At 71.0% G+C, this 19,469-nt stretch carries 14 protein-coding genes and 2 pseudogenes; 11 read left to right on the forward strand and 5 right to left on the reverse strand.

Going from position 1 to position 19,469, the window contains the following annotated elements:
• Positions 1–46: 46 nt before the first annotated feature.
• Both Q5762_RS01035 and Q5762_RS01040 read right to left on the reverse strand, forming a co-directional pair.
• Complete coding sequence (locus Q5762_RS01035) at positions 47–2,794, reverse strand: caspase, EACC1-associated type (RefSeq protein ID WP_315889946.1); 2,748 nt, start codon at positions 2,792–2,794, stop codon at positions 47–49.
• A 2-nt stretch (positions 2,795–2,796) separates the two neighbouring features.
• Positions 2,797–3,294, reverse strand: coding sequence for an effector-associated constant component EACC1 (locus Q5762_RS01040; RefSeq protein ID WP_315889947.1), 498 nt, complete (start codon positions 3,292–3,294; stop codon positions 2,797–2,799).
• A 279-nt stretch (positions 3,295–3,573) separates the two neighbouring features.
• On the opposite strand from Q5762_RS01040, the pseudogene Q5762_RS01045 reads away from it, so the two are divergent.
• The 3 genes and pseudogenes from Q5762_RS01045 to Q5762_RS01050 form a co-directional block, all read left to right on the forward strand.
• Positions 3,574–3,657: pseudogene (locus Q5762_RS01045) on the forward strand (IS5/IS1182 family transposase); the annotation flags it as partial.
• Between the two features lie 39 nt (positions 3,658–3,696).
• A pseudogene (locus Q5762_RS39910) lies at positions 3,697–3,875 on the forward strand (IS5/IS1182 family transposase); the annotation flags it as partial.
• Positions 3,876–4,091: 216 nt separating this feature from the next.
• Complete coding sequence (locus Q5762_RS01050; RefSeq protein ID WP_399494147.1) at positions 4,092–5,372, forward strand: extracellular solute-binding protein; 1,281 nt, start codon at positions 4,092–4,094, stop codon at positions 5,370–5,372.
• Positions 5,373–5,625: 253 nt separating this feature from the next.
• Here the strand turns inward: Q5762_RS01050 and Q5762_RS01055 are convergent, their stop codons facing one another.
• On the reverse strand, positions 5,626–6,768 hold the full coding sequence (locus Q5762_RS01055; protein WP_315889949.1) for a substrate-binding domain-containing protein: 1,143 nt from the start codon (positions 6,766–6,768) through the stop codon (positions 5,626–5,628).
• Between the two features lie 138 nt (positions 6,769–6,906).
• Here Q5762_RS01055 and Q5762_RS01060 point away from each other — a divergent pair, with 138 nt between their 5' ends.
• Positions 6,907–9,348, forward strand: a complete 2,442-nt coding sequence (locus Q5762_RS01060) for a polysaccharide lyase 8 family protein (RefSeq protein ID WP_315889950.1) — start codon at positions 6,907–6,909, stop codon at positions 9,346–9,348.
• A gap of 52 nt (positions 9,349–9,400) precedes the next feature.
• Positions 9,401–10,129 (forward strand): heparin lyase I family protein, encoded by a 729-nt coding sequence (locus tag Q5762_RS01065; RefSeq protein ID WP_315889951.1) that lies wholly within the window; start codon positions 9,401–9,403, stop codon positions 10,127–10,129.
• Positions 10,130–10,263: 134 nt separating this feature from the next.
• On the opposite strand, the gene Q5762_RS01070 is transcribed toward Q5762_RS01065, so the two are convergent.
• A complete protein-coding gene (locus tag Q5762_RS01070; protein WP_399494150.1) occupies positions 10,264–11,238 on the reverse strand; it encodes a DUF817 domain-containing protein in 975 nt (324 codons plus the stop codon).
• A gap of 914 nt (positions 11,239–12,152) precedes the next feature.
• Here Q5762_RS01070 and Q5762_RS01075 point away from each other — a divergent pair.
• Positions 12,153–12,914, forward strand: coding sequence for a hypothetical protein (locus Q5762_RS01075; RefSeq protein ID WP_315889952.1), 762 nt, complete (start codon positions 12,153–12,155; stop codon positions 12,912–12,914).
• Positions 12,915–13,785: 871 nt separating this feature from the next.
• Here the strand turns inward: Q5762_RS01075 and Q5762_RS01080 are convergent.
• Positions 13,786–14,532: a TetR/AcrR family transcriptional regulator gene (locus Q5762_RS01080; protein WP_315889953.1), complete on the reverse strand. Its 747-nt coding sequence runs from the start codon at positions 14,530–14,532 to the stop codon at positions 13,786–13,788.
• Between the two features lie 258 nt (positions 14,533–14,790).
• Between Q5762_RS01080 and Q5762_RS01085 the strand changes: the two genes are divergently transcribed.
• From Q5762_RS01085 to Q5762_RS01105, 5 genes are all read left to right on the forward strand, one after another.
• A complete protein-coding gene (locus Q5762_RS01085; protein ID WP_315889954.1) occupies positions 14,791–15,279 on the forward strand; it encodes an alpha/beta fold hydrolase in 489 nt (162 codons plus the stop codon).
• Positions 15,266–15,601 carry an alpha/beta hydrolase gene (locus tag Q5762_RS01090; protein WP_315889955.1) on the forward strand — a complete coding sequence of 112 codons (336 nt, stop codon included), beginning with the start codon at positions 15,266–15,268 and terminating at the stop codon, positions 15,599–15,601. Before Q5762_RS01085 ends, Q5762_RS01090 begins: the two co-directional genes overlap by 14 nt.
• Positions 15,598–16,503: an alpha/beta fold hydrolase gene (locus Q5762_RS01095; protein ID WP_315889956.1), complete on the forward strand. Its 906-nt coding sequence runs from the start codon at positions 15,598–15,600 to the stop codon at positions 16,501–16,503. The genes Q5762_RS01090 and Q5762_RS01095 overlap by 4 nt, the downstream gene beginning before the upstream one ends.
• Positions 16,500–18,014 (forward strand): FAD-dependent monooxygenase, encoded by a 1,515-nt coding sequence (locus tag Q5762_RS01100; protein WP_315889957.1) that lies wholly within the window; start codon positions 16,500–16,502, stop codon positions 18,012–18,014. Before Q5762_RS01095 ends, Q5762_RS01100 begins: the two co-directional genes overlap by 4 nt.
• A 400-nt stretch (positions 18,015–18,414) precedes the next feature.
• The gene (locus tag Q5762_RS01105) at positions 18,415–18,780 is read left to right on the forward strand and encodes a hypothetical protein (protein WP_315889958.1); all 366 of its coding nucleotides are present in this window, start codon (positions 18,415–18,417) and stop codon (positions 18,778–18,780) included.
• Positions 18,781–19,469 lie beyond the last annotated feature (689 nt).

Consider the following 19,469-nt stretch of genomic DNA (forward strand, 5'->3'; position numbering starts at 1 on the left):
AGGTTCACCTTCGGAAGCGTGTCGCAGAAGGCTGTGATCCGGCGTGTCAGCGGCGGCGCCAGCGGTCGAGTCTTGGGCGGGGAGGTGGGGGCGGCTCGTCAGGGCGGTTGTCCGGGAGGGCGGGGGCTGGGAGGGCGGGGGCTGGGAGGCCCAGGACTTCAGACAGCTCCTGGCGTTGAGCGGCGGTCAGCCGGGGCGGCGCGGACTGGAGGGCGTACGTTGCGAGGGCTCGTAGGCCGGCGTCGGCGAGGGCACCGACGAATTCCCGGTACAGGTCGGGGAACATCCAGCCGGCGCCGTCGACGATGGCACGGGCGACGGCTGTGAGCCCTGCCGCGTCCAGCGCGCTGAGGAGTGCGACCACCTGTGGGATCGGCATGAGCCTGGCGGAGGTCGCCAGGAGGTCCGCGACGGGTTCGGTGAGGCCCGCCTCGCACAGGGCTGTGATCACCGCGACCCGCTCATCGAGGGAGGGGTCTGGCCCCTCCCGTCCCAGGAGAGCCGCGATCGTCTCGGCGCGAACCGGGCCCACCGGCGCACCTGCCGACCTGAGTTTCGCCTGCAGGACCGTCCGGTCGAGTGCCGTGCCGAAGTCCGCCACGTGCCGCAGGTACCGCTGCGCCTTCTCGGGGGCCGTCTGCACCACGTGCCGTATCAGCAGGTCGACGACGTCGCCCAGGCCGTGCTTGGGAAGCGTGACGAGTACCTCGGCGAACTCGGGTTCGGGAAGCCGGCGCAGTCCTTCGATCAGCTCCTGGACCGGTGTGCCGGACGCGTGCCCGTGGTGGATCACCTGGGCGATCCGCAGCGGTTCCGGCGGGAGCGCGTCCCGTACGTGGGCGTGGTCGCGGGCGGCGAGGAGCGCCAGGAGTTCGCCGATCTCCTCAGGGGTGCGGCGCTTCGCCGCGTCGGTCAGGAGGCTGCGTGCGTCCAGGGGGCGGCCCATCGAGCGGAGGGCCTCGACGATGTCCGGGGTATGGGACACCGGTTGGGACCGCGCCGCGTGTCCGAGGAGGTGGAGGACGGCGTCGTCGTGCCCTTGGCCCTGCAGCAAGGCGGCGAAGGCGATGACGCCTCGCGCGCTCAGCACGCGGGCGTAGCCGGCCAGGGCGTCCTGGGCGTGCTCCCCCATGCCGGCGGTCCACAGGGCCTCGCAGAGCACCATGATCTGCGCGAGAGTCGTGGTGGCGCGCATGGCCTGGTGCAGAAGGCCGTGCGCTTCGGACGCCTCTCCAACCTGCTCCAGGATGCGGACCAGCCGCACCACCTCGGCGGGGTCCCGAGCGATGAACTTGTAGATCTGCCGGTGGAGGGCGAGTGCCTCCGCGGTACGGCCGATGGAGTGCAGGGCGTCCGCCAGCCGGGACGTCTCCTCCGGGGACGAGACCGACGGTGCGCGCAGGACGAGCGTGGCGTGGTCGTCGAGCTGTGCCGACCACAGGGCGCCGGCCAGACCGAGCACCGCTTCGGTGGTGTCGAGCGTGGCCATCGCCGCTGTCAGCAGTGCGTCGGCGTCCGGGCGGCTGCCGTGGCCGGCGGAGTCCTCGTGCAGAATCCGGATGGTGCTCGCGACGTCCTCGGGGCCGCGTCGCTCGGCGATGGCGGGCAGCAGTCGTGCGACGGCTTCGTCGTCGTCCAGCGCACGGAGCGTGGGGACGATCGCGGCGAGGTCGAGCGGCGACCGTTCCTCGGCGACCGTGGCCAGGACCGTGTCGGCCGCGTCCGCGCTGCCTTCCTCGCGCAGCACGCAGGCGAGCGCCGCCGCCTCCTGCGCGGGGCGGGTGAGGGCGGCGAGCCTCAGGAGTTCACGGCCCGTGGCTCGGTCCGTCGTATGGAGGTACGCGGCGCGCTCGGCGATGGCCCGGGGCGGGCGGCGCAGGACCTCGTGCAGGCCTTCCGGTACGACGGGCACGGATGCGGCCGACCCTGCGGCCCCCTGCGCGACGGACCCCCACGCGGCGGATCCCGGACCGGGGAACCCCGGACCGGCGAGCCCCGGACCGGCGCCGGAGGGGTCGCGCCTGCCGGGGCGGCCGTGGCGGTTGCGGGCGAAGGAGAGGGTCCGTCCGGTGTTGCCGAGGCGTTGCTGCGGTGTCGGGCGTCCTTTGGCCCGGAGCTCGCCGACAAGGTGGTCGTAGACGTCCGTCGCACCGATGAGGGGCCCGGCTCCGGGCAACCCCTGGTCGAGCAGACGGATCAGTTCGCCGGTGAAGGCGGTGTGTGTCTCACCAGGTGCGGCCAGCGCCCGCGTGTTGGCCGCGCACGCGGTGAGCAGGTACGTGCCGGCGATCCTGGCCTGCTCCGCCATCGTCACCGAGTCGCTCACCGAGTCGCTCACCGGCCCGCTCATGGCGCCCTCGAACGCCTTGCCGCTGTAGCAGCAGTCGAGGATCACGACGCGGTTGACCCTCGGTCCCGTTCCCAGGACCTCGCGGCGAACGCGTGCGTAGTCGACCGCCGAATACGCGCGGTCGGGGTCGGTGGAGGGCAGGGCGAGCAGCAGCCCGTCCTCGTCCAGAGGTGTCAGTCCGTGCCCGGCGAAGTAGAAGAGGAGGGTGTCCGTGGCCCGCTGGGCCGCCTCGCGTACGGCGTCGAGGAAGACCTGCGGGGAGTCGGGGTCGACCACGCGGATGCAGCGCTCCGGCGGCAGCCCCCAGACGCCCGGGTCCTCGAGCAGCCGTCCGAGGTCCCGGAGGTTTTCGGCCACCGCCGGGAGGTCCTCCAGGTCTGTGCTGTCGTACCGCGTCGAACCGACGAGGACGGCGTACGAGCCGTGCGGGTCTGCCAGTTCCACGGCTATCGGACCTCCGGCGTCGCCCCGTCTCCGGGCCGGGACGTTCCTGGGACGGATGTTCCGGGCACCGCCGTACCGGGGTCGGATGTTCCGGCCACGGACGCACCGGATGGCGGGGCCGTCCGGTGGTCGGGCTGCGGCTCGGTGGCAGGGGCGACGGTCGGTTCGGGGACCAGTGCCTGGAGCAGCCTCCGTACCGTTTCCTCCGAGCCGTCCTCCACCGTGACGGACAGCCCGTCGGAGGCCCTGGTGACGGTGAAGACGGCACGGTTCCGGCGCGCCCTGCGCCATCCGGCGAACGCGAGTGCCAGGCCCGCCATGCCGGTGGAGTGCGTGAGCACCAGGTCGATGACGTCGAGTCCGCCGCTCATGGTGCCCGGTACGGGTACCGAGCTGAGCCGGGCCTCGCCCGGCGGCTCCTCCTCGTTCCGCAGCCACCGGAAGAAGTCCCGCAGGGCAGCCGTCTCCCCAGGGTCCGCCACCCCGACCGTCAGCTCCATATCCCCAACTCCCCGTCACCCTCCGGCGTCTCGGTGGAGAGCCTGGCACACATATCCCCGAGGGATAGGAGAGTTCGCCACAAGGGATCTCCGCTCCGCCAGTTGGCCGAATTGCGCTCAGGCCAGCCCGAGTTGAGCGGACCTCAGGCCTCCCCGCCAAAAGTGTCCACGGTAGGGCGGCGACGACATCGGAGGTGCCGGCCACCGTGACGCGGCCGGCCACCCGGTAGCCCTGAACGGCTTCGGTTTCGATGCCAGTGAGCCGGAGCGCCCGAAAGGGGGCAGGAAGGCGAGGCGCTCGGCCGGTCACGGGGTGGGCTGGCCAGCAAGATCCACGTGGCCTGCGCCGGCCGGGGCCGCCCACTCGCCTTCGCGGAGTCGCCTACGAGTGCTACTCAGCCCCTGAAGATCCGGGCGTACCTCCGGCGGCGCGGCGGCGCCCGCACGATCCCGGAGCGGATGGACCAGATCAACGGACGCGTCAGCCGAGGCGAAGCGCAGTGCCGGCTCGACCGGCCGCCTACCGGCGACGGAACGTGATCGCACACTGCTTCAACCGGCTCAAACAGAACCGCGCCCTTCGGTCATCCCTTCGTCAATGCTCCATCCGGGAGCCATGTGGGACACCGTGGAAGGTTCTACGCGCGTCAGAATCGGCGATGGCATATCGGAAAACACCAGTCACAACCGGCGCAGTTGGAGCAATGGCCACAACCTCTGAGCAGGGGGCGAAAAGCGTCCCGAGCCAGGAGAGAATTCCGGACGCACTGTCCAAAAAATGATCCAGAGGAAATTCCGTGCGACCAAGACTCTTCGGCGCGACCGCCTCCGTGGCCGCACTCGGACTACTGGGCTCCCTCGTCACCGCTTGCGGCTCGTCCGTGAGCGGCGACGGGACGACACTGCGTCTGGTGGCCGCCGAATACGGCAACAGCTCGACGAACAGCTCCAAGGCGTACTGGGACAAACTGACCGCTGCCTTCACCGCCGCCCACCCCGGCACGAAGATCGAGGTGACGATCTATCCGTGGGCCGACGTCGATCGCGAGGTCACCCGCATGGTCGAGGAGGGCAACGCCCCGGACGTGGCACTGATGGGCGCGTATTCCGACTTCGCCGCACAGGGCCGCCTTTACGCCGCCAGTGAGCTGCTGTCCGTCAGGGCAGAGGTGAACTTCCTGCCGCCGCTCGCGGAGGCCGGGTCGGTGGACAACACCCTCTACGGCTTGCCCTTCGTCGCCAGCAGCCGGCTGCTCTTCTACAACCAGGAGCTGTTCGACAAGGCCGAAGCGAAGCCGCCGAAGACATGGTCGGACCTGAAGAGGGCGGCCAAGGCACTGAAGCAGGACGGCGTGCTCTATCCGTACGCCCTGCCGCTCGGCCCCGAGGAAGCGCACGCCGAAGCCCTGATCTGGGAACTGAGCAACGGCGGGGGGTACGCCGGCAACAGCGGCGGCTACAGCATCGCATCCGAGCAGAACACGCAGACGTTCCGTTGGATCAAGGACAATCTGGTCGCGCCGGGCCTGACCGGCCCGGTTCCGCCGGCCGAGCTCAACCGGCAGGATGCCTTCGCCGCCTTTCTGCGCGGCGAGGTCGGCATGCTCAACGGCTACCCCTCGCTCCTCCACGAGGCGAGGGCGAAGGGCATGAAGGTCGGCACCCTGAGCATGCCGGTGTCGGACACGCTGAGAGACCGGCGGGCCTTGCCGTCGGCGGGCGTCGCGGACTGGATGATGGCCTTCAAGCACGACGGCAATCGTGAACTGGTGGGCTCCTTCTTGGAATTCGTCTACGAGGACAAGAACCTCAATGAATTCGCCGGGCGTTATCACCTGCTGCCCTCGACGGTGTCCGCGACCCAAGCCTCCAAGGACGCGGCGGCGGACCGAAGCAGCGCGCAGTTCCTGAACGCACTGCGCGGTGCCGAGCTCTACCCGGTCAACGAGCCGTCCTGGCTGCAGGTCAGCAACACCATCAAGCGGAACATCGGCAAGGCCGTCGCGCCGTCGGCCGACCCGAAGGCGGTGCTGGAGGAAATCGACCAGCAGGTCCAGGACATAGCGAAGCAGTCGTAAGGGTCACAGGGTCTGGGCCTGTAGGGACGGCCTGCCTCGAAAGCCTCACCGCCGCGGTCAGGGCGGTCGCGGTGAAGGCCCAGGCGGGCGGGAGGCCGGATACGAGGGTGACCGCCACGATCCAGGAAACCGGCCTCCCGTGGACGCCGGAGGAGCTCGTGGCGCTCGCCCGTCCCACGCCACCCGTCATCGGCCGCGCGTACGGACCAGCCGCTCGGCCTCCCGGCTTGAGCCCAGGAGGCCCGCGGGCGGCTCAGCCGCCGCTGGACGAGCGCGCCCGTAGCTGCGGCAGGACGAAGAGCCGGTGCCGGGGAGCGTCCGGCTGGTCGAGTCGACGTACCACCAACTCCACTGCGGCTGCGCCGACTTCGCGCTTCGCGGGGGCGATGGCACTCAGCGGGATGTCGGCGAGCCCCGCCACTTCGTCGTCGTACGACACGATCGCGACCTTGCCCGGGACCGGGATCGACCGTGCGCGCAATCGCCTGAGCAGCGCGAGCGCCTCGTTGTCGGGGTGGGCGATGACCGCGTCGACGCGGCCCTCCGCCGCGGCGTCGAGGAGCGCCTCGACCGGGGTGTCGTACTCCGGGCTGCCGTGGCCCGCGTCGCCGAGGTCCAGGACGGAGGTCGTACGGGGCGCTTCGAGCCCGGCCGCACGCACCCCGGCCTCGAAGCCCTCGATGATCCATTGCGCGGTCGGGCTCGTCCCCCGTACGAGCAGCACGAGGTGACGGCGGCCCGCCTCGGCAAGATGCCGCACGGCCAGCCGCGCCCCATGGACGTGGTCGGACAGGACGTGGTCGATCCCGGCCACCTCGTCGGCCTCGGGTCGGCGCTCCACGATCACGACAGGGACGGGAAGTTCTTCGTACCAGCCGCGCGGCCCCGACGGAACCACCAGGAGCCCGTCGACCCCGTCGCCGATCATCCGCTCGACCTGCGTGCGCTCCTCTCCCGCGTCGTACCCCGAAATGTCCAGTACCAGGCGGAGGTTGTGTGCGGCAGCGGCCTCTCGCGCCCCCTTGATCACCTCGGGGTAGTAGTAGTCGGCGGACGGCACGATCAGGCCGATGACACGTTGCCGGCCAGCGGCCCCGGCGCCAGGGGTTCCGGCGCCAGAGGCCCTGGCGCCGGGGGCCGTTCCGGTGGGGGCGGTCTCCGCCCAGGTGTCGGGGAGCATCGCCCCGCCGTGCACGCGGGCGACGAGGCCGCGGTCGGCGAGGATCTCCACGTCCCGGCGGACCGTGACCGGGGAGACGCCCAGCTCGGCCGCGAAATCGCTGACCCGCAGAGAGCCTTCTTCCCGCAGCTTGCGCAGGATCGCCTGGTGCCTGTTCTCCGCGTGCACTTCCCGCTCCCCTCGGACGACACCCCAGTTCAGAAGCAGTGTAGCCACCTCGCGATCGATTCTGTCGCTTTTCCATCGAATGGACATTTGACGGCCGTTCTTGTCCGAACTGTTGCTGTCTTGTTTTTCCGCGTGTTAGAAACCTCCCGCTCACGACGCGCCCCTCCCCCGTAAAGGTCGTCTCCCATGGCATCTCCCTGGCGTCGCCGCACCTTCCTCCACGCCGCCGGTGGCAGCGCGCTCGCCTTCGGACTCACCGGAGCGCTCACCCACCCGGCCGCCGCCGCTCAACTCACCGGGTCCGACGGCACGTTCACCACCGCGGCCGACGCGGAGTTCGACGCGCTCCGCGGCAAGTGGCGCGACCTCATCCTCGGTACGGGCTTCAGCCCGACGGCCGAGCCGTACCGGACCATCCTCGCCACCCTCGGCACCACCGCGTCCGGCTACCGGGCAACCATGGCCCCGGCGCCTGGTTCGCTCTGGCCCGGCCGGTCCTGGACCGATCCGGAGCCCGACCTCGACGCGGAGTCGTACGCCTTCTCGGGGATCATGAACGACAGCTTCAACCGGCTGCGCACGATGGCCGAGGCCTACTCACAGCCGGGCACCGGGGTGACCGGGGACGCCGGGCTCAGGGACGCCGTCCTCACCGGCCTCGACCACCTCCACACCGAGGTCTACAACGAGAACACCGCACGCTACGGCAATTGGTACAACTGGCAGATCGGCGCTCCCCAGGCGCTGATGGACACCTGCGTGCTCATGTACGACCACCTGTCGGCAACACGGATCGCCGACTACTGCCGGGCCGTGGACGCGTTCGTGCCGGACTCGGTCTTCGCCTCGTACACCGGAACCAGTACCGGCGCCAACCGTGTCGACCTGTGCCGCGGAGTCATCCTGCGCGGGATCGTCGGCAAGGACCCGGGCAGGATCGCGCTGGCCTCAAAGGCGTTGGCCCCGGTGTTCCCCTACGTCACCTCAGGGGACGGCTTCTACGACGACGGATCGTTCATCCAGCACCGGAACGTCCCCTACATCGGCGGCTACGGCGCGGTGCTTCACGACGGAGTGGGCCGGCTGCTGGCGCTGCTGCGCGGGTCGACCTGGGAGGTGTCGGACGCGGGCACGCAGCTCTTCCTCGACACCATCGAGAAGGCCGTCGCGCCGTTCATCTACAACGGTCTGATCATGGACAACGTGAGCAGCCGGGGAATCAGCCGGATCGGCGGCAGCGACCACCAGCGCGCGCACGGCCTCATGGCGACCCTCCTGCTGGTCGGCCAGGGAGCGAGCCCCGAGGAGAACGCCCGCTGGCGCGCGATGGTCAAGGGCTGGCTGCGGCGCGACTACTACTACCCCGCGCTGAAGAACCCCGGTCTGAGCCTGATCAGGGCGTCGCTCCTGCAGTCGCTGCAGGACGACACGTCCGTCAAGTCCGCCCCCGAGCCCATCGAGCACCGGCTCTTCCCCAACATGGCACGGGCCACGCACCGCCGTCGTGACTGGGCGGCCTCGGTCTCCATGGCCTCGAACCGCATCGCCCACTACGAGTTCGGCAACGGCGAGCACGCCCGTGGCTACCACACCGGAGCGGGCTGGCTCTCCTGGTGGGGCCGCGACTTCGGGCTTGAGCAGTACTCGGACGCCTACTGGCCCACGGTCGACCCGTACCGCCTGCCCGGTATCACCGCGTCGCGCAAGCCTCTCGCCGACGGCGAGGGCGGCAACTGGGGACAGCCCATGCCGGACGCCGCCTGGGTCGGCGGCACCACCGATGGCGAGTACGCCGCCATCGGCCAGCACCTCAAGGGCATCTCCAGCACCATGGACGCCAAGAAGTCCTGGTTCTGCCTCGACGACTCCATCGTCTGCCTGGGCGCCGGCATCACCTCGACGGACGGCCACACCGTCGAGACGACCGTCGACAACCGCGCCCTCGGCGCGACCGGCGCCCCGGGCCTCACCGTCGACGGCAGGGCGCAACCGGTGACGCAGGGCTGGACGGCCACCTTCGACGACGCCGAGTGGGCCCACATCGCCGGGCAGGCCGGTTACGTCTTTCCCGGCGGCGCACGGGTCAGCGCGGTGCGCGAGGAACGCACCGGCTCCTGGAGGGACATCAACACCGGCGGCTCCCCCGACCCGCTCACCCGCCGCTATCTGACCCTCTTCACGGATCACGGCGTCGATCCGACCGACGGCCACTACGCCTACGTCCTGCTGCCGGGCGCCGGCGCCCGGACCACCGCCGACCGCGCCCGCGACAGGGGGTGGCTGCGGATCCTCGCCAACTCCGGCAACCAGCAGGGCGTGCGCGTGCCCAGGCTGGGGCTCACCGCGGTGAACTTCTGGGCCGCGGGCACCGTCGAGAGGATCGGAGCCGACGCCCCGGCGTCCGTACTCGTACGGGAGCATCGCAACGGCACGGCGACGATCGTGGTCTCGGACCCCGCGCGGCAGGCCACGTCGTTGGGCATCGTCTGGAACCGCCGGGTGAGTACGGTGCTCTCGGCGCCCGCCACGGTCACCGCCGCCACCACCGGCTCCTCGCTGAAGCTCACCTTCGGCGACCTGACCGGCCAGGCCGGCGCCCCGCAGAAGATCACTGTCGTGCTGGGCTGAGCTGAAGGCGGCGTGCTCGCCCAAACATCCGTCCGTACCCCCGGAGGAAACCATGCGCCACCACAACATCGGACGTGTCTCCCGCCTCTCCCCCACTGTGCTCGCCACTGTGCTCGCCGCTGCGCTCTCGCTTGTGTCGGCGACGCCCGCGCACGCCTCGGTCGAGTGGGACGGTGACGCGGACAACGGAGGAACCGCCGTGTTCGCCTCCGTACTCTGTGACTCCCCGTCGTACGTGTACCAGCCGGACTGGAACGACGGTCGCGGGAAGATCTTCGGCTTCACCAAAGCAGCGGGCTCCGAGCGGTGCGAGGGACACGGCATCGCCGGCCGCACCCTCACGTCGGGCAGGACGTACTGGTTCGGCTGGGAGTCCATGACCAAGACCGGCAACGCCCAGACCATCTTCCAGTGGAAGTCCTGGGGCACCGGCGACGAGCATGACCAGAACTACCCGGTGATCATGAAGGTCGAGGACAGCCGGTTGAAGATCTGGTACGTCGCCCCGGGTGAGCAGTGGATCTCCGCCGGCAGCGTTCCCTGGACGCCCGGCACGTGGAACAAGATCGAGCTGGGCATCGACGCCCGGACCTCCACGAGCGGTTCGTTCGCCCTGTACGTCAACGGCCAACTGGTCGTCGACCGCCAGAACGCGCGGACGTGGGACCTCAAGGGCAACGTACCCCGCTGGGGCTCCTACGGCTCCACGATCTTCGACGTGGAGTCCGTCCACTGGGTCGACGGCCTGAAGATGGGCACGGCGCGGGCCGACGTCGACTGAGGGGCCGGAGGCACCGTGGGGTCGGCGAACCTCGGCGGGCGGGGGCCGTCGAGGGTGACGTGGGAAGCGTGGGTGCGGCGTACGGCGCGGGGTCGGCCCGCTCGACGTCACGCCCGCGGGGTAGCCGCCGTCGGTCAGGCAGTGGAATGCTCGTCCCGCCGCTTCAACAGGCGCCGCCGGGGCGCCCGAGGCCTCACGGCCGAACCAGTGACAGTAGGGGACGGCGCCGGCGGCCGCCGCACGCGTGACGCGCGATCGGTGTCCCGCAGAACCCACTGGACCCGGCCTTTCCCCGCGGCACTCCCTGCCCCCTGGTCGGGGGTCCCCCGCTCGCGCTGATCCGGCGTACCCCGGGTACGCGCGACCAGGACGAACGTGACGCTGATCAAGAGAGCCCAGGCGCCGAACTTGGTGAGTGGTACGGGCTGCCAGCCGTCGAGTTGGTGGGGGTAGCTCCAGGCGCCGACGTAGGTGGCCGCGTTCTCGGCGACCCAGAGGAAGAACCCGATCAGCGCGAAGGCCAGGGCCAGCGGCATCCGGTGGCGGGCGGCGCCCACCGTGAAGTGGACCCGGGTTCCGGCCATCGCGCCGAGCAGCAGCAGGGCCAGCAGCAGCCGTGCGTCCGGCAGCCAGTGGTGGGTGAAGAAGTTCAGGTACACCGCCGCCGCGAGGGCGGCCATCAGCCGCGGCCGGTACCCGGTCATCGACAGATCCATGATCTTCCACGCCCGGCAGCAGTAACTGCCGACGGCGCTGTAGAGGAATCCGCCGTAGAGAGGAACTCCCGCGATCTTGGAGATGGCGTCCTCCGGGTAGCTCCACGAGCCCATCCGCACTTTGACGAGCTCGAAGAGCAGGCCCACCAGGTGGCAGCCCAAGATCACGGCGGTGTCCCGGGGGCCGTCCCATCCGACCTTGCGGGCCAGGACCGTCAGTGCCACGCCGTAGACCAGGAGCAGGTCGTAACGCGCGACCGGCAGGTCGCCGGGTAGCAGCCGCGAGGCGCCGATGCCGCCGACGAGGACGACGGCGAAGGCGACAGCCCGCACCTGGTCGAGCCCGAAACGCCAGAACTGGGCGCAGCCGTGGGCGATCCGCTGGAAGGTCACGCCCAAGCAGACTGTCGATCGACGGCCATTGGTTCCACTCTCGGGTTGTCGCCCCTCCCGGGCCACCGGGTGAATTCACTCCGACGGCAGGCGGCGCGTTCGGAGTCCGTGACCGGCCCCGCCCATGATCGTTACCCGCAGTGGCGGCGGCTCAGTCCGGCCGCATCGCCCCCCTGGGTCCAGGGCGCGCGTACGACGTCAGGTCATCGCCGGAAGGAACGACGAGTGGGTGGCTGGGTGAGTGTGGGGCTTGGGGCTGCGGCAGCCTTGTGCCCGCTGGCGCAGCACGGCGACGTCACCGTCGTCATGGACCACACCCCCACCGGCGATCGCCTGGTGGTGTGTGCCCCTGACGTATGGGTCGACGTGGGCTACGGCGATGAGGCACCCGAAACCCCGGGACCCACGTGCACACCGCCGACCCCGCCGACTCCGCCACCGCCCAGATCGCGGCCGTCTCCACCGCCTCCCTCCCCGTCGGTCCCCGAGCCGGCGTCGCCGGGGCCGCCCGGACCCCTGCTCTCGGCTCCGTCGGCAGCGGCCCCGTCACCCGCCACGCCGGCGCCCCCCGCTCCCGTCCAGGAGCTGACACGACCGGAGGATCCGGTGCCGAGCACCACCCCGGCACCGGCGTCGCCGCACCCGGCGAAAGCGCCTCAAGCCTTCCGATGGGTGCCGCGTTCGCACTACACCGGCGGTCCGTCGCGTCCGGCGCCGGCCAATATCTCGATGACCATGTCCACGGTCGTGGTCACCCTGCCGGCTGTTCTGGCCGCGGCCGCCCTGCGGCCGGGGTCCCGTCGCCGCGCCCGTGGCTGACCGTTGTCTCCCCGGTGGGCCGGGGGTGCGTGACCGGCCCACCGCGCCTGCCCCGTACGTCGTTCACGTCGCTTCGCTCGTCCTGGAGTTGTGCAATGCCGGAATGGCTCGTCTACACCCTGGCCTCGGTCCTGGTCTGCGTGCTCGTCGTCACCGCGACCGTCGTGCGGCACCGCCGCGTGGCAGTCGACGAGGACACCTCCGAGACGCCGGACGTGCTGGAGTACATGGTCATGATGGTCGGCGTCGTCTACGCCATCGTGCTCGGTCTGGCGATCGCCGGCGTGTGGGAAGCCCGTAGTGCGGCGGAGGACACCGTTCAGCGCGAGGCTCAGGCGCTGTACGAAATCGACCAGCGCCTGGACGTCTACCCGGCCGTCTTCCGGACCCGGATCAAGGAGCACATCGACGCCTACGCCCGGCACGCCGTCACCGCCGAATGGCCCGCCCTGAAGGACGGCACGCCTGTCGACGGCACCGGCGCCGAGCTGCTGGGCCGCATCCGGAGCGACATCGCTCACCGGACCCCGACCGACGAACTCCAGTCCCAGGCCTACCAGCCGCTCCTGGACCAGGTGGCGGCCGCGGACGACGCCCGTCACCAGCGCCTGGACACCGCCGGCACCACCCTGCCCGCCGCACTCTGGTTCGGCCTCGTCGCGGGCGCCCTGGTCACCCTCGGCCTGCTCTACACCCTGCAGATCCGCCGTTCCGCGCGCGAACTGCTGCTGGCCACCGCCTTCAGCGCCCTGGTGGTCTTCCTGCTCTTCCTCGTCTGGAGCTTCGACGCGCCCTTCGGCCACTCCGGAACAGATTCGGCCCAGCCCCTGAGCGAGCTGCTCACCACCGCGGCCTGATCACCACGGGCGGGAGTGCCGAGTTCGTTTCAGGCGTTCCTCGCAACCGGCGGGGGCTGGGGTGAGCGGGCCTTCGGCACGAGCCCGAGCTGCTTTCCGGTCGCTGCGACGAGTCCCCCCAACGGCGTTCGTTCGGCACTCCGACCCCGCACGTTCGTCCGTATCGGTGGACACCGCTCGCCTATCGACTGGAGCTCATCCATGGAGCCTTCCGGCACCGAGACTGTGGCATTCATCGAGACGCGCCCGGCCCGCGGTCTGCACCGCCGCGCCACGAGCCTGCTGTCGGAGGCCTCCCGCCGGCCGACTGAGGACCGGTGGCCCTGGCCGCTGCTCTCCGGCATGGCACCGGAGGTGGCCGACGAGCTGGACACCGCGCCCGACGCCCTCCGTACGCGCCCTCGAGAGCCGGGCGCTGGTCTTGCGTCAGCCGGAAGCCGGCTGACGGTCTCCGCTCGGCCGGCCGGACAAGGCCGATGCCGATGCCGCCCTCGGCATCGGCATCCGCATCGCAGATCGGTCGGTCGCCCTGAGGTGGATGCCTGAAGCGAGCTCCGTTCCGATCGATCGATCCGATCCGATTCAGGCCTGTCCGGCTGACAGCCGGCCTCGCGCCGACTGCCTCAGGTGCCCGCGCAAGTCGCGCCTGGTCGCCGCGTGTCGCCTGTCCTCGACGGCGGTCAGGATTGCCAGGAGGGCAGCCACGCAGCCGAGTCCCGCCGGCGGTGGCAGCGTCGTCACGGCAGGAACGAAGACGAGCAGCAGCGCAAGCGAGCTCTCTTCCGGTTCAGGCCTGTTCGACTGACAGCCGACCTCGCCCCGAAGGCCCGCCAGCACGGTGAACACGATGCCGGAGGGATCGCGTGAGCCCTCAGGTCTGCGCGTTGGACGGGGCGTGGCGTTCCAGGCCGCCGACGAGGAGGTCGAGGCCGAAGCGGAATTCGTCGGCGAGGGGGATGGAGGTGAGGGTGCGCGCGGTCTGGGCGATGGCCGGGTAGACGTTGGGATCCAGGCCCCGGTAGAAGGCGGCGAGCTGGGGGCCGGCTGCGGGGGATGCGGCAGCGGGGCCGTGCTGTTGCGCGGTGAAGCCGATGACGTAGTGGCCGATGGCGGTGAACGCGCGGGCGGCGAGGCCGGCGGGTAGGCCATGGGCGAGAAGGGCGTGCAGGGCGCGTTCGCGCTGGTCGACGCCGTTGGGGCCGACGGGGACCTGGGTCATGAGCGGGCCGACGATGTGGGGGTGGCGGCGCAGGGCGTCGTAGAGGCGTTGGCCCGTGACGGTGAGGGTTTCCTGCCAGGTGGCGAGGGTGGCGAGGTCGGTCAGGTCGGGTTCGCCGAGGACGCGGTCGACGACGTGGGCGAGGATCTCGTCTTTGCTCGCGAAGTGTCGGTAGAGGGTGGCGGTGCCGGAGCCCAGGGTGTCGGCGAGCATGCGCAGGGAGAAGGCCTGGACACCGTGCTCATCGACCAGGCGCAGGGCGGTGGCGATGATCTGGGCCGTGTCCAGGGCGGGACGGCCCCGGCGGGTCGCGGCGGGGGTGACCCGGCGGGCGGCCCACCAGGCCGGGCTGCCCGGCACGTCCGCGCTGTTCGGAGTGTCCGGGGCGGCGGCGGTCATCTGGAAGGGCCTTCCTGAGCGCGTGTGCGCGGTTGCTCGATGGGCGTCGACGAATTTCGGTCATGCCGTAGCCACAGTAGCGGCCCTGCGGCCGGTGATCGCGCGCTCACGCTCGGCCGGGGTCGGCCGGGATCCGCCGGGGGTCCGCCGGGTAGCCGCGTCGCCGCCGGCGTGCCCGGTGACCCACCGAGCCAATATCGGTTACGGTGTACCCGAAACGGATCCGGATACACCGTAGCCATAATCTTGGAGGTCGGTATGTCGCACAGTCTCGAGGAAGGGTCGTCCTTCACCTCGGTGGACGGGATGCGCGTGCGCGTCGTGCGCGAGGGGCACGGCCCGCCGGTGCTGATGCTGCATGGCTCCGGCTCCTCCCTGGACAGCTTCGACCAGATCGCGGCCCGGCTGCGCTCGTCCCACGAGGTGATCAGGTTCGATCTGCCCGGGTTCGGGCTGACCGGCCCGCGCCCGGACAGGGATTACCGCATCGAGTCGTACACGGCCTTCGTCGTCCGTCTCCTCGACCAGTTGTCGGTGGAGAGCTGCGCGGTCGCCGGGCACTCCCTCGGCGGGAACATCGCGTGGAACTTCGCCCTTGACCGACCGGCGCGGGCACGACGGCTGGTGCTGATGAACGCGACCGGCTATCCCGGCAAGTCGCTGCCCCTTCGCGATGCGCCTTGCCCGCAATCCACTGACCCGCCCGCTGCTGCGCCGCGCAGGCTCGCGCGCCATGGTCGCCCGTAACATCCGCGGCATGGTCGGGCCGGGTTTCACCGTGCCCGAGGCCCTGGTCGACCGGCTCCACGCCATGATGCGCCGGCCGGGAAACAGCGCCGCCTTCATCGACCTGGCCAGAACCGACCAGGCCGACCGCACGGCCGAGCTGGGGCGGCTGCGGGTGCCCACGCTGGTGCTGCGCGGAGAGGGCATCGACGGTCAGCACTTCGCCCGGGACATCCGCGACGCCCAGGAGCTCGTGCTCCCCGGTGTCGGTCACCTGATGCCGGAAGAAGCGCCTGTCCTGGTGGGCGACGCCATGCTCCCCTTCCTCGGGGGCCGGGGATGAGCCGCGCCTACGTCGCCCGGGGCGAGGACCGGATTCTGGACGAGGCCGCCCGCGCCTCGACCGCAGGCTCGTACGTCACGCAGTCCGACGGAGTGACCCACTACCGGCTCGCCGGACCCGGCACGGAGCCGCTCGTGCTGCTGACGCCCGGCATCACCATCCCGCTCGGCTACTGGGACGCGATCGCCGCCGATCTGCACGCGGGTGGCCTACGCACGCTGGCCTACAGCGCCTACGGCCGAGGGTGGTCCGACCGCGTCGAGGGCCGCTACGACCAGGCTCTCTTCGTCCGCCAGCTGGGCGAACTCCTCGACGCCGTCGCTCCCGTGGAGCCGGTGCACCTGGTCGGCACCTCCATGGGCGGGCTCCTGGCCATTGCTCACGCGACACGGCCCGGTGTCCCGGCGCCGCTGTCCCTGACCCTGATCGGTCCCGCCGGCCTGAGCGCCCGGCGGCCGCCCCTGACACGCCTGCTGGCCGTCGATCCGCTCGCCCGGGTCCTGGGCACGCACTTCGGGCACCGTCTCCTCGACAGCCATCTGGGACACAACGTGCGCTCACCCCAGGACGCCGAGCGGCTGCGCCGCCTCGTCGGCGAGCCGTACCGCTTCCACGGCTCGATCCACGCCCTGCTGTCCACCCTCAGGAATTTCCCGCTGGCCGCCCAGCACGACCTGTACCGGCGAGCCGGCCGGCTGCCGGTGCCGAAGCTGCTTCTGTGGGGCAGGCACGACCGGGTCACCCCCATCGACCAGCTCGAGTCGGTCCGGGAGCTGTTCCAACCGGACGACAGCCACCTGTTCGACCACTGCGGGCACATGGTCCCGTTCGAGGACCCGCACGGCACCGCACGGCTGCTCGCCGCCTTCTTCCGCACGATCACCGGAGAACGATCCGCATGACCACACAGCACCACGACGTCGACGTACTCATCGCCGGGGCCGGTCCGACCGGCTCCACCCTGGCGGCGGACCTGCTCCGGCGCGGCGTGCGCGTCCGCCTGATCGACAAGGCACCGCACGCCTTCACCGGCTCCCGCGCCAAGGGCGTCCAGCCGCGTACCCAGGAGGTCTTCGAGGACCTCGGCATCCTCGGCGAGGCGCACAGTGAGGGCGGCCCGTACCCGCTCGCGGGCCTGCACCTCGGACCGGTCACCGTGCCGTGGCGGATGCAGCAGAACAACCAGCCGACCCCCGACGTGCCCTATCCGAACATCCTGCTGCTGCCGCAGCACCGCACCGACGCCATCCTGCACCGCCTGCTCGACCGCCAGGCACTGCGCGTCGAATACGGCGTCGGCCTGGCGGGCTTCGGACAGGACCCCGCCGGCGTGACAGCCACCCTCTCCACGGGCGAACGCCTGCGCAGCACCTACCTCGTCGGCGCCGACGGCGGTGCGAGCACCGTGCGCAAGGACGCGGGGGTCTCGTTCATCGGAGCCACCGACGACTCCGACCGGACACTCATCATCGACGGCACGATCGACAAACTGTCCCGCAACCGCTGGCACATGTGGCCCCGTACGCACGGCAGATCCGTGGGCGCGTGCCCGCTGCCGCACTCCGACCAGTTCCAGGTCATGATCCGGCTGAAGCCGGACGACACACCGGACCTCGACCACGCCGCACTGAGTGCCCAGTTCCGGCGGCTCACCGGCCTGCGACTGCGCGACATCACCTGGACGTCGGTCTTCCGGCCCAATGTCAGGCTCGTCGAGCACTACCGCGTCGGTCGCGTCTTCCTGGCCGGCGACGCCGCCCACGTCCACACCCCGGCCGGCGCGCAGGGCCTCAACACCGGGGTACAGGACGCCTACAACCTGGGCTGGAAGCTCGGCCAGGTCATCGCCGGGGCACCCGACAGCCTCCTCGACACCTACCAGACCGAGCGGCAGCCGATCGCCGCACGCGTCCTGGGCAAATCCAGCGAGCTGTACCAGGGCCTCGACAAGCACCGACTGGCCGGCCTCAAACGCGGAGACGAGGAACGACAGCTCTCGCTCTCCTACCACGCCGGCCCACTCGCCCCCACCGGCACACCGACCACCACCACACTGCACGCGGGCGACCGGGCACCCGACGCGCCCTGCACCGGACCAGACGGAGCCCGACGCCTGTTCGACCTCTACCAGGGACCGCACTTCACCCTGCTGGCCTTCGGCTCCAACGCCGCCCAGGCACTGCCCGACCTGACCTGGCCGGCCGACGGCGCCGAACTGCACCGCTACCCCGTCCACACCGGAGGCGGCGCCGATGACAGCGTCATCGACACCACCGGAGAACTGGCCGAAATCTACGGCATCACCGGCGACGCACTGATCCTCATCCGGCCCGACGGCTACATCGCACGCATCATCACGGCCGACTGGACAACCGCCTTCGCCACCGCGGCCAAGACGCTGGCCCCGGCGTAACCCAGAGGACCTCGACGCTCTGCCCGCGCCCACGCCGTGCCATACGCAGCCGCGTCCGCGTAGTTACCCGCCTGGTTCCGGAACAGCCGACCGACCGGCGCCACGCCGAACCGTTCGACGTGTGCACGGAAGATGCGTACGAACCGCGGCGGGACAGGCACAGGCCGGATCGCGGTAGCCGCACGGCGTCTGAGTGCGCGCTCCTCGTGCAGCGCGCCATCGCCCGCCGCGTAATAGATACATCCGAAGTACGCCTCCAGGGAACCAGCTTCACCACCATCTCCGGGGGACGCGGATGGTGACATGATTCCAGCCGCCCGGGGAGCGGTGCGGGCATGACCGGCACCCGCACCCCGGGCGGCACCCCATCCGCACCATCCTGAACGAGGAGTGGAGCAGCATGTCCTATGACGGGGCGTTCCTGTGGGGCCCGGCGAACTTCTCCGGGCGGCCGCCGGCCCGCCTGGTGGTAGAGGGCGTCGTCGTGGGCGTCCTGACGGCCGGTCTGGTCGCGGGTGCCGCGGTGACGGGGGTGCTGACCGGTTTCGACACGGTGGGCACGGTGGTCGGCGTCGTCGTGGGCTTGGCCGCCGCCTGGTATCTCTTCTCGACGAACGCGGGACGTGTCCTGGTCGGCGCGGTCGCCCTGCTCGGCGGGGCGCTCGCCTGGTGGATACCCGGCCAGGCCACGCAGGCCGTCCTCGCGGCGCGCGGCGAGGACCGTACGGTGGTGGTGACCGAGGTCCACGTCCACCGCTACGAGTGACGGGACCACGTCAAGAACTCCTGCTCGGTACGGCTGCTCGACGGCACCCCCGTCCCGACCGAAGCCTGGCGCACCTGCGGTGCCACCGCACGCCCGGGCCGGCACCTCACGAGGGTCTTCGACCCGGAGGACGCCGTCCCACCGACGGACCGCGTCCTTCCCTCCTCTTGCCGCCGAGGCCCTCGCGGGGCCGACGGCGGCGACTCTGGCCCTCGCGGCGCTGTGCTGCATCGCGGTGATCCGATCCCAACCGTGACACGCGGGCTGTGCGCGCCCGCGCGGACAGCCCGGTCGTGCCCCGAACCGTGCTCACCACGAGTGGCCTGCCCGCCTGGTGGTACCTCCTCCGATGCCTCGCGGATAGTGAGGATGCGGGGGGGCCGAGGAGGGGCCGCTCCCCGCGACCTCCGCCGCCCTGAAGGACCAGTGCGACCTGGACAAGGCCCTCTCGGCGGTGCCCCGGAAGGGGGTGGGAGTCCAACAGCAGCCGGCGACTCGCCCGACACGTCCTCGCGCACGGGAACGACGTGCGGTCTCCACGGCGCGGCGCGGCCCACCCGCCCGTCGCGCGCGGGGTCTCGCTCCGTTCGTATGAATCGCGAGCGCGGCCGGGTGTCACGGCCGGTGCCTGCTCCGTGCGCCCTCATCGTGGGTCCGGGCCGCCGACCAGTGCCCTCTGCCGCTCGTGC

Origin of the sequence: Streptomyces sp. P9(2023), assembly GCF_032436795.1 — a bacterium.
Lineage (GTDB): Bacteria > Actinomycetota > Actinomycetes > Streptomycetales > Streptomycetaceae > Streptomyces.

Bases quoted from the DNA above. Each gene is read 5' to 3' on its own strand.
- Q5762_RS01085 (WP_315889954.1), top strand. From the start codon at position 14,791: ATGTCGCACAGTCTCGAGGAAGGGTCGTCCTTCACCTCGGTGGACGGG.
- Q5762_RS01040 (WP_315889947.1), bottom strand. From the start codon at position 3,294: ATGGAGCTGACGGTCGGGGTGGCGGACCCTGGGGAGACGGCTGCCCTG.
- Q5762_RS01090 (WP_315889955.1), top strand. From the start codon at position 15,266: ATGGTCGCCCGTAACATCCGCGGCATGGTCGGGCCGGGTTTCACCGTG.
- Q5762_RS01060 (WP_315889950.1), top strand. From the start codon at position 6,907: ATGGCATCTCCCTGGCGTCGCCGCACCTTCCTCCACGCCGCCGGTGGC.
- Q5762_RS01105 (WP_315889958.1), top strand. From the start codon at position 18,415: ATGTCCTATGACGGGGCGTTCCTGTGGGGCCCGGCGAACTTCTCCGGG.
- Q5762_RS01080 (WP_315889953.1), bottom strand. From the start codon at position 14,532: ATGACCGCCGCCGCCCCGGACACTCCGAACAGCGCGGACGTGCCGGGC.
- Q5762_RS01065 (WP_315889951.1), top strand. From the start codon at position 9,401: ATGCGCCACCACAACATCGGACGTGTCTCCCGCCTCTCCCCCACTGTG.
- Q5762_RS01100 (WP_315889957.1), top strand. From the start codon at position 16,500: ATGACCACACAGCACCACGACGTCGACGTACTCATCGCCGGGGCCGGT.
- Q5762_RS01095 (WP_315889956.1), top strand. From the start codon at position 15,598: ATGAGCCGCGCCTACGTCGCCCGGGGCGAGGACCGGATTCTGGACGAG.
- Q5762_RS01075 (WP_315889952.1), top strand. From the start codon at position 12,153: ATGCCGGAATGGCTCGTCTACACCCTGGCCTCGGTCCTGGTCTGCGTG.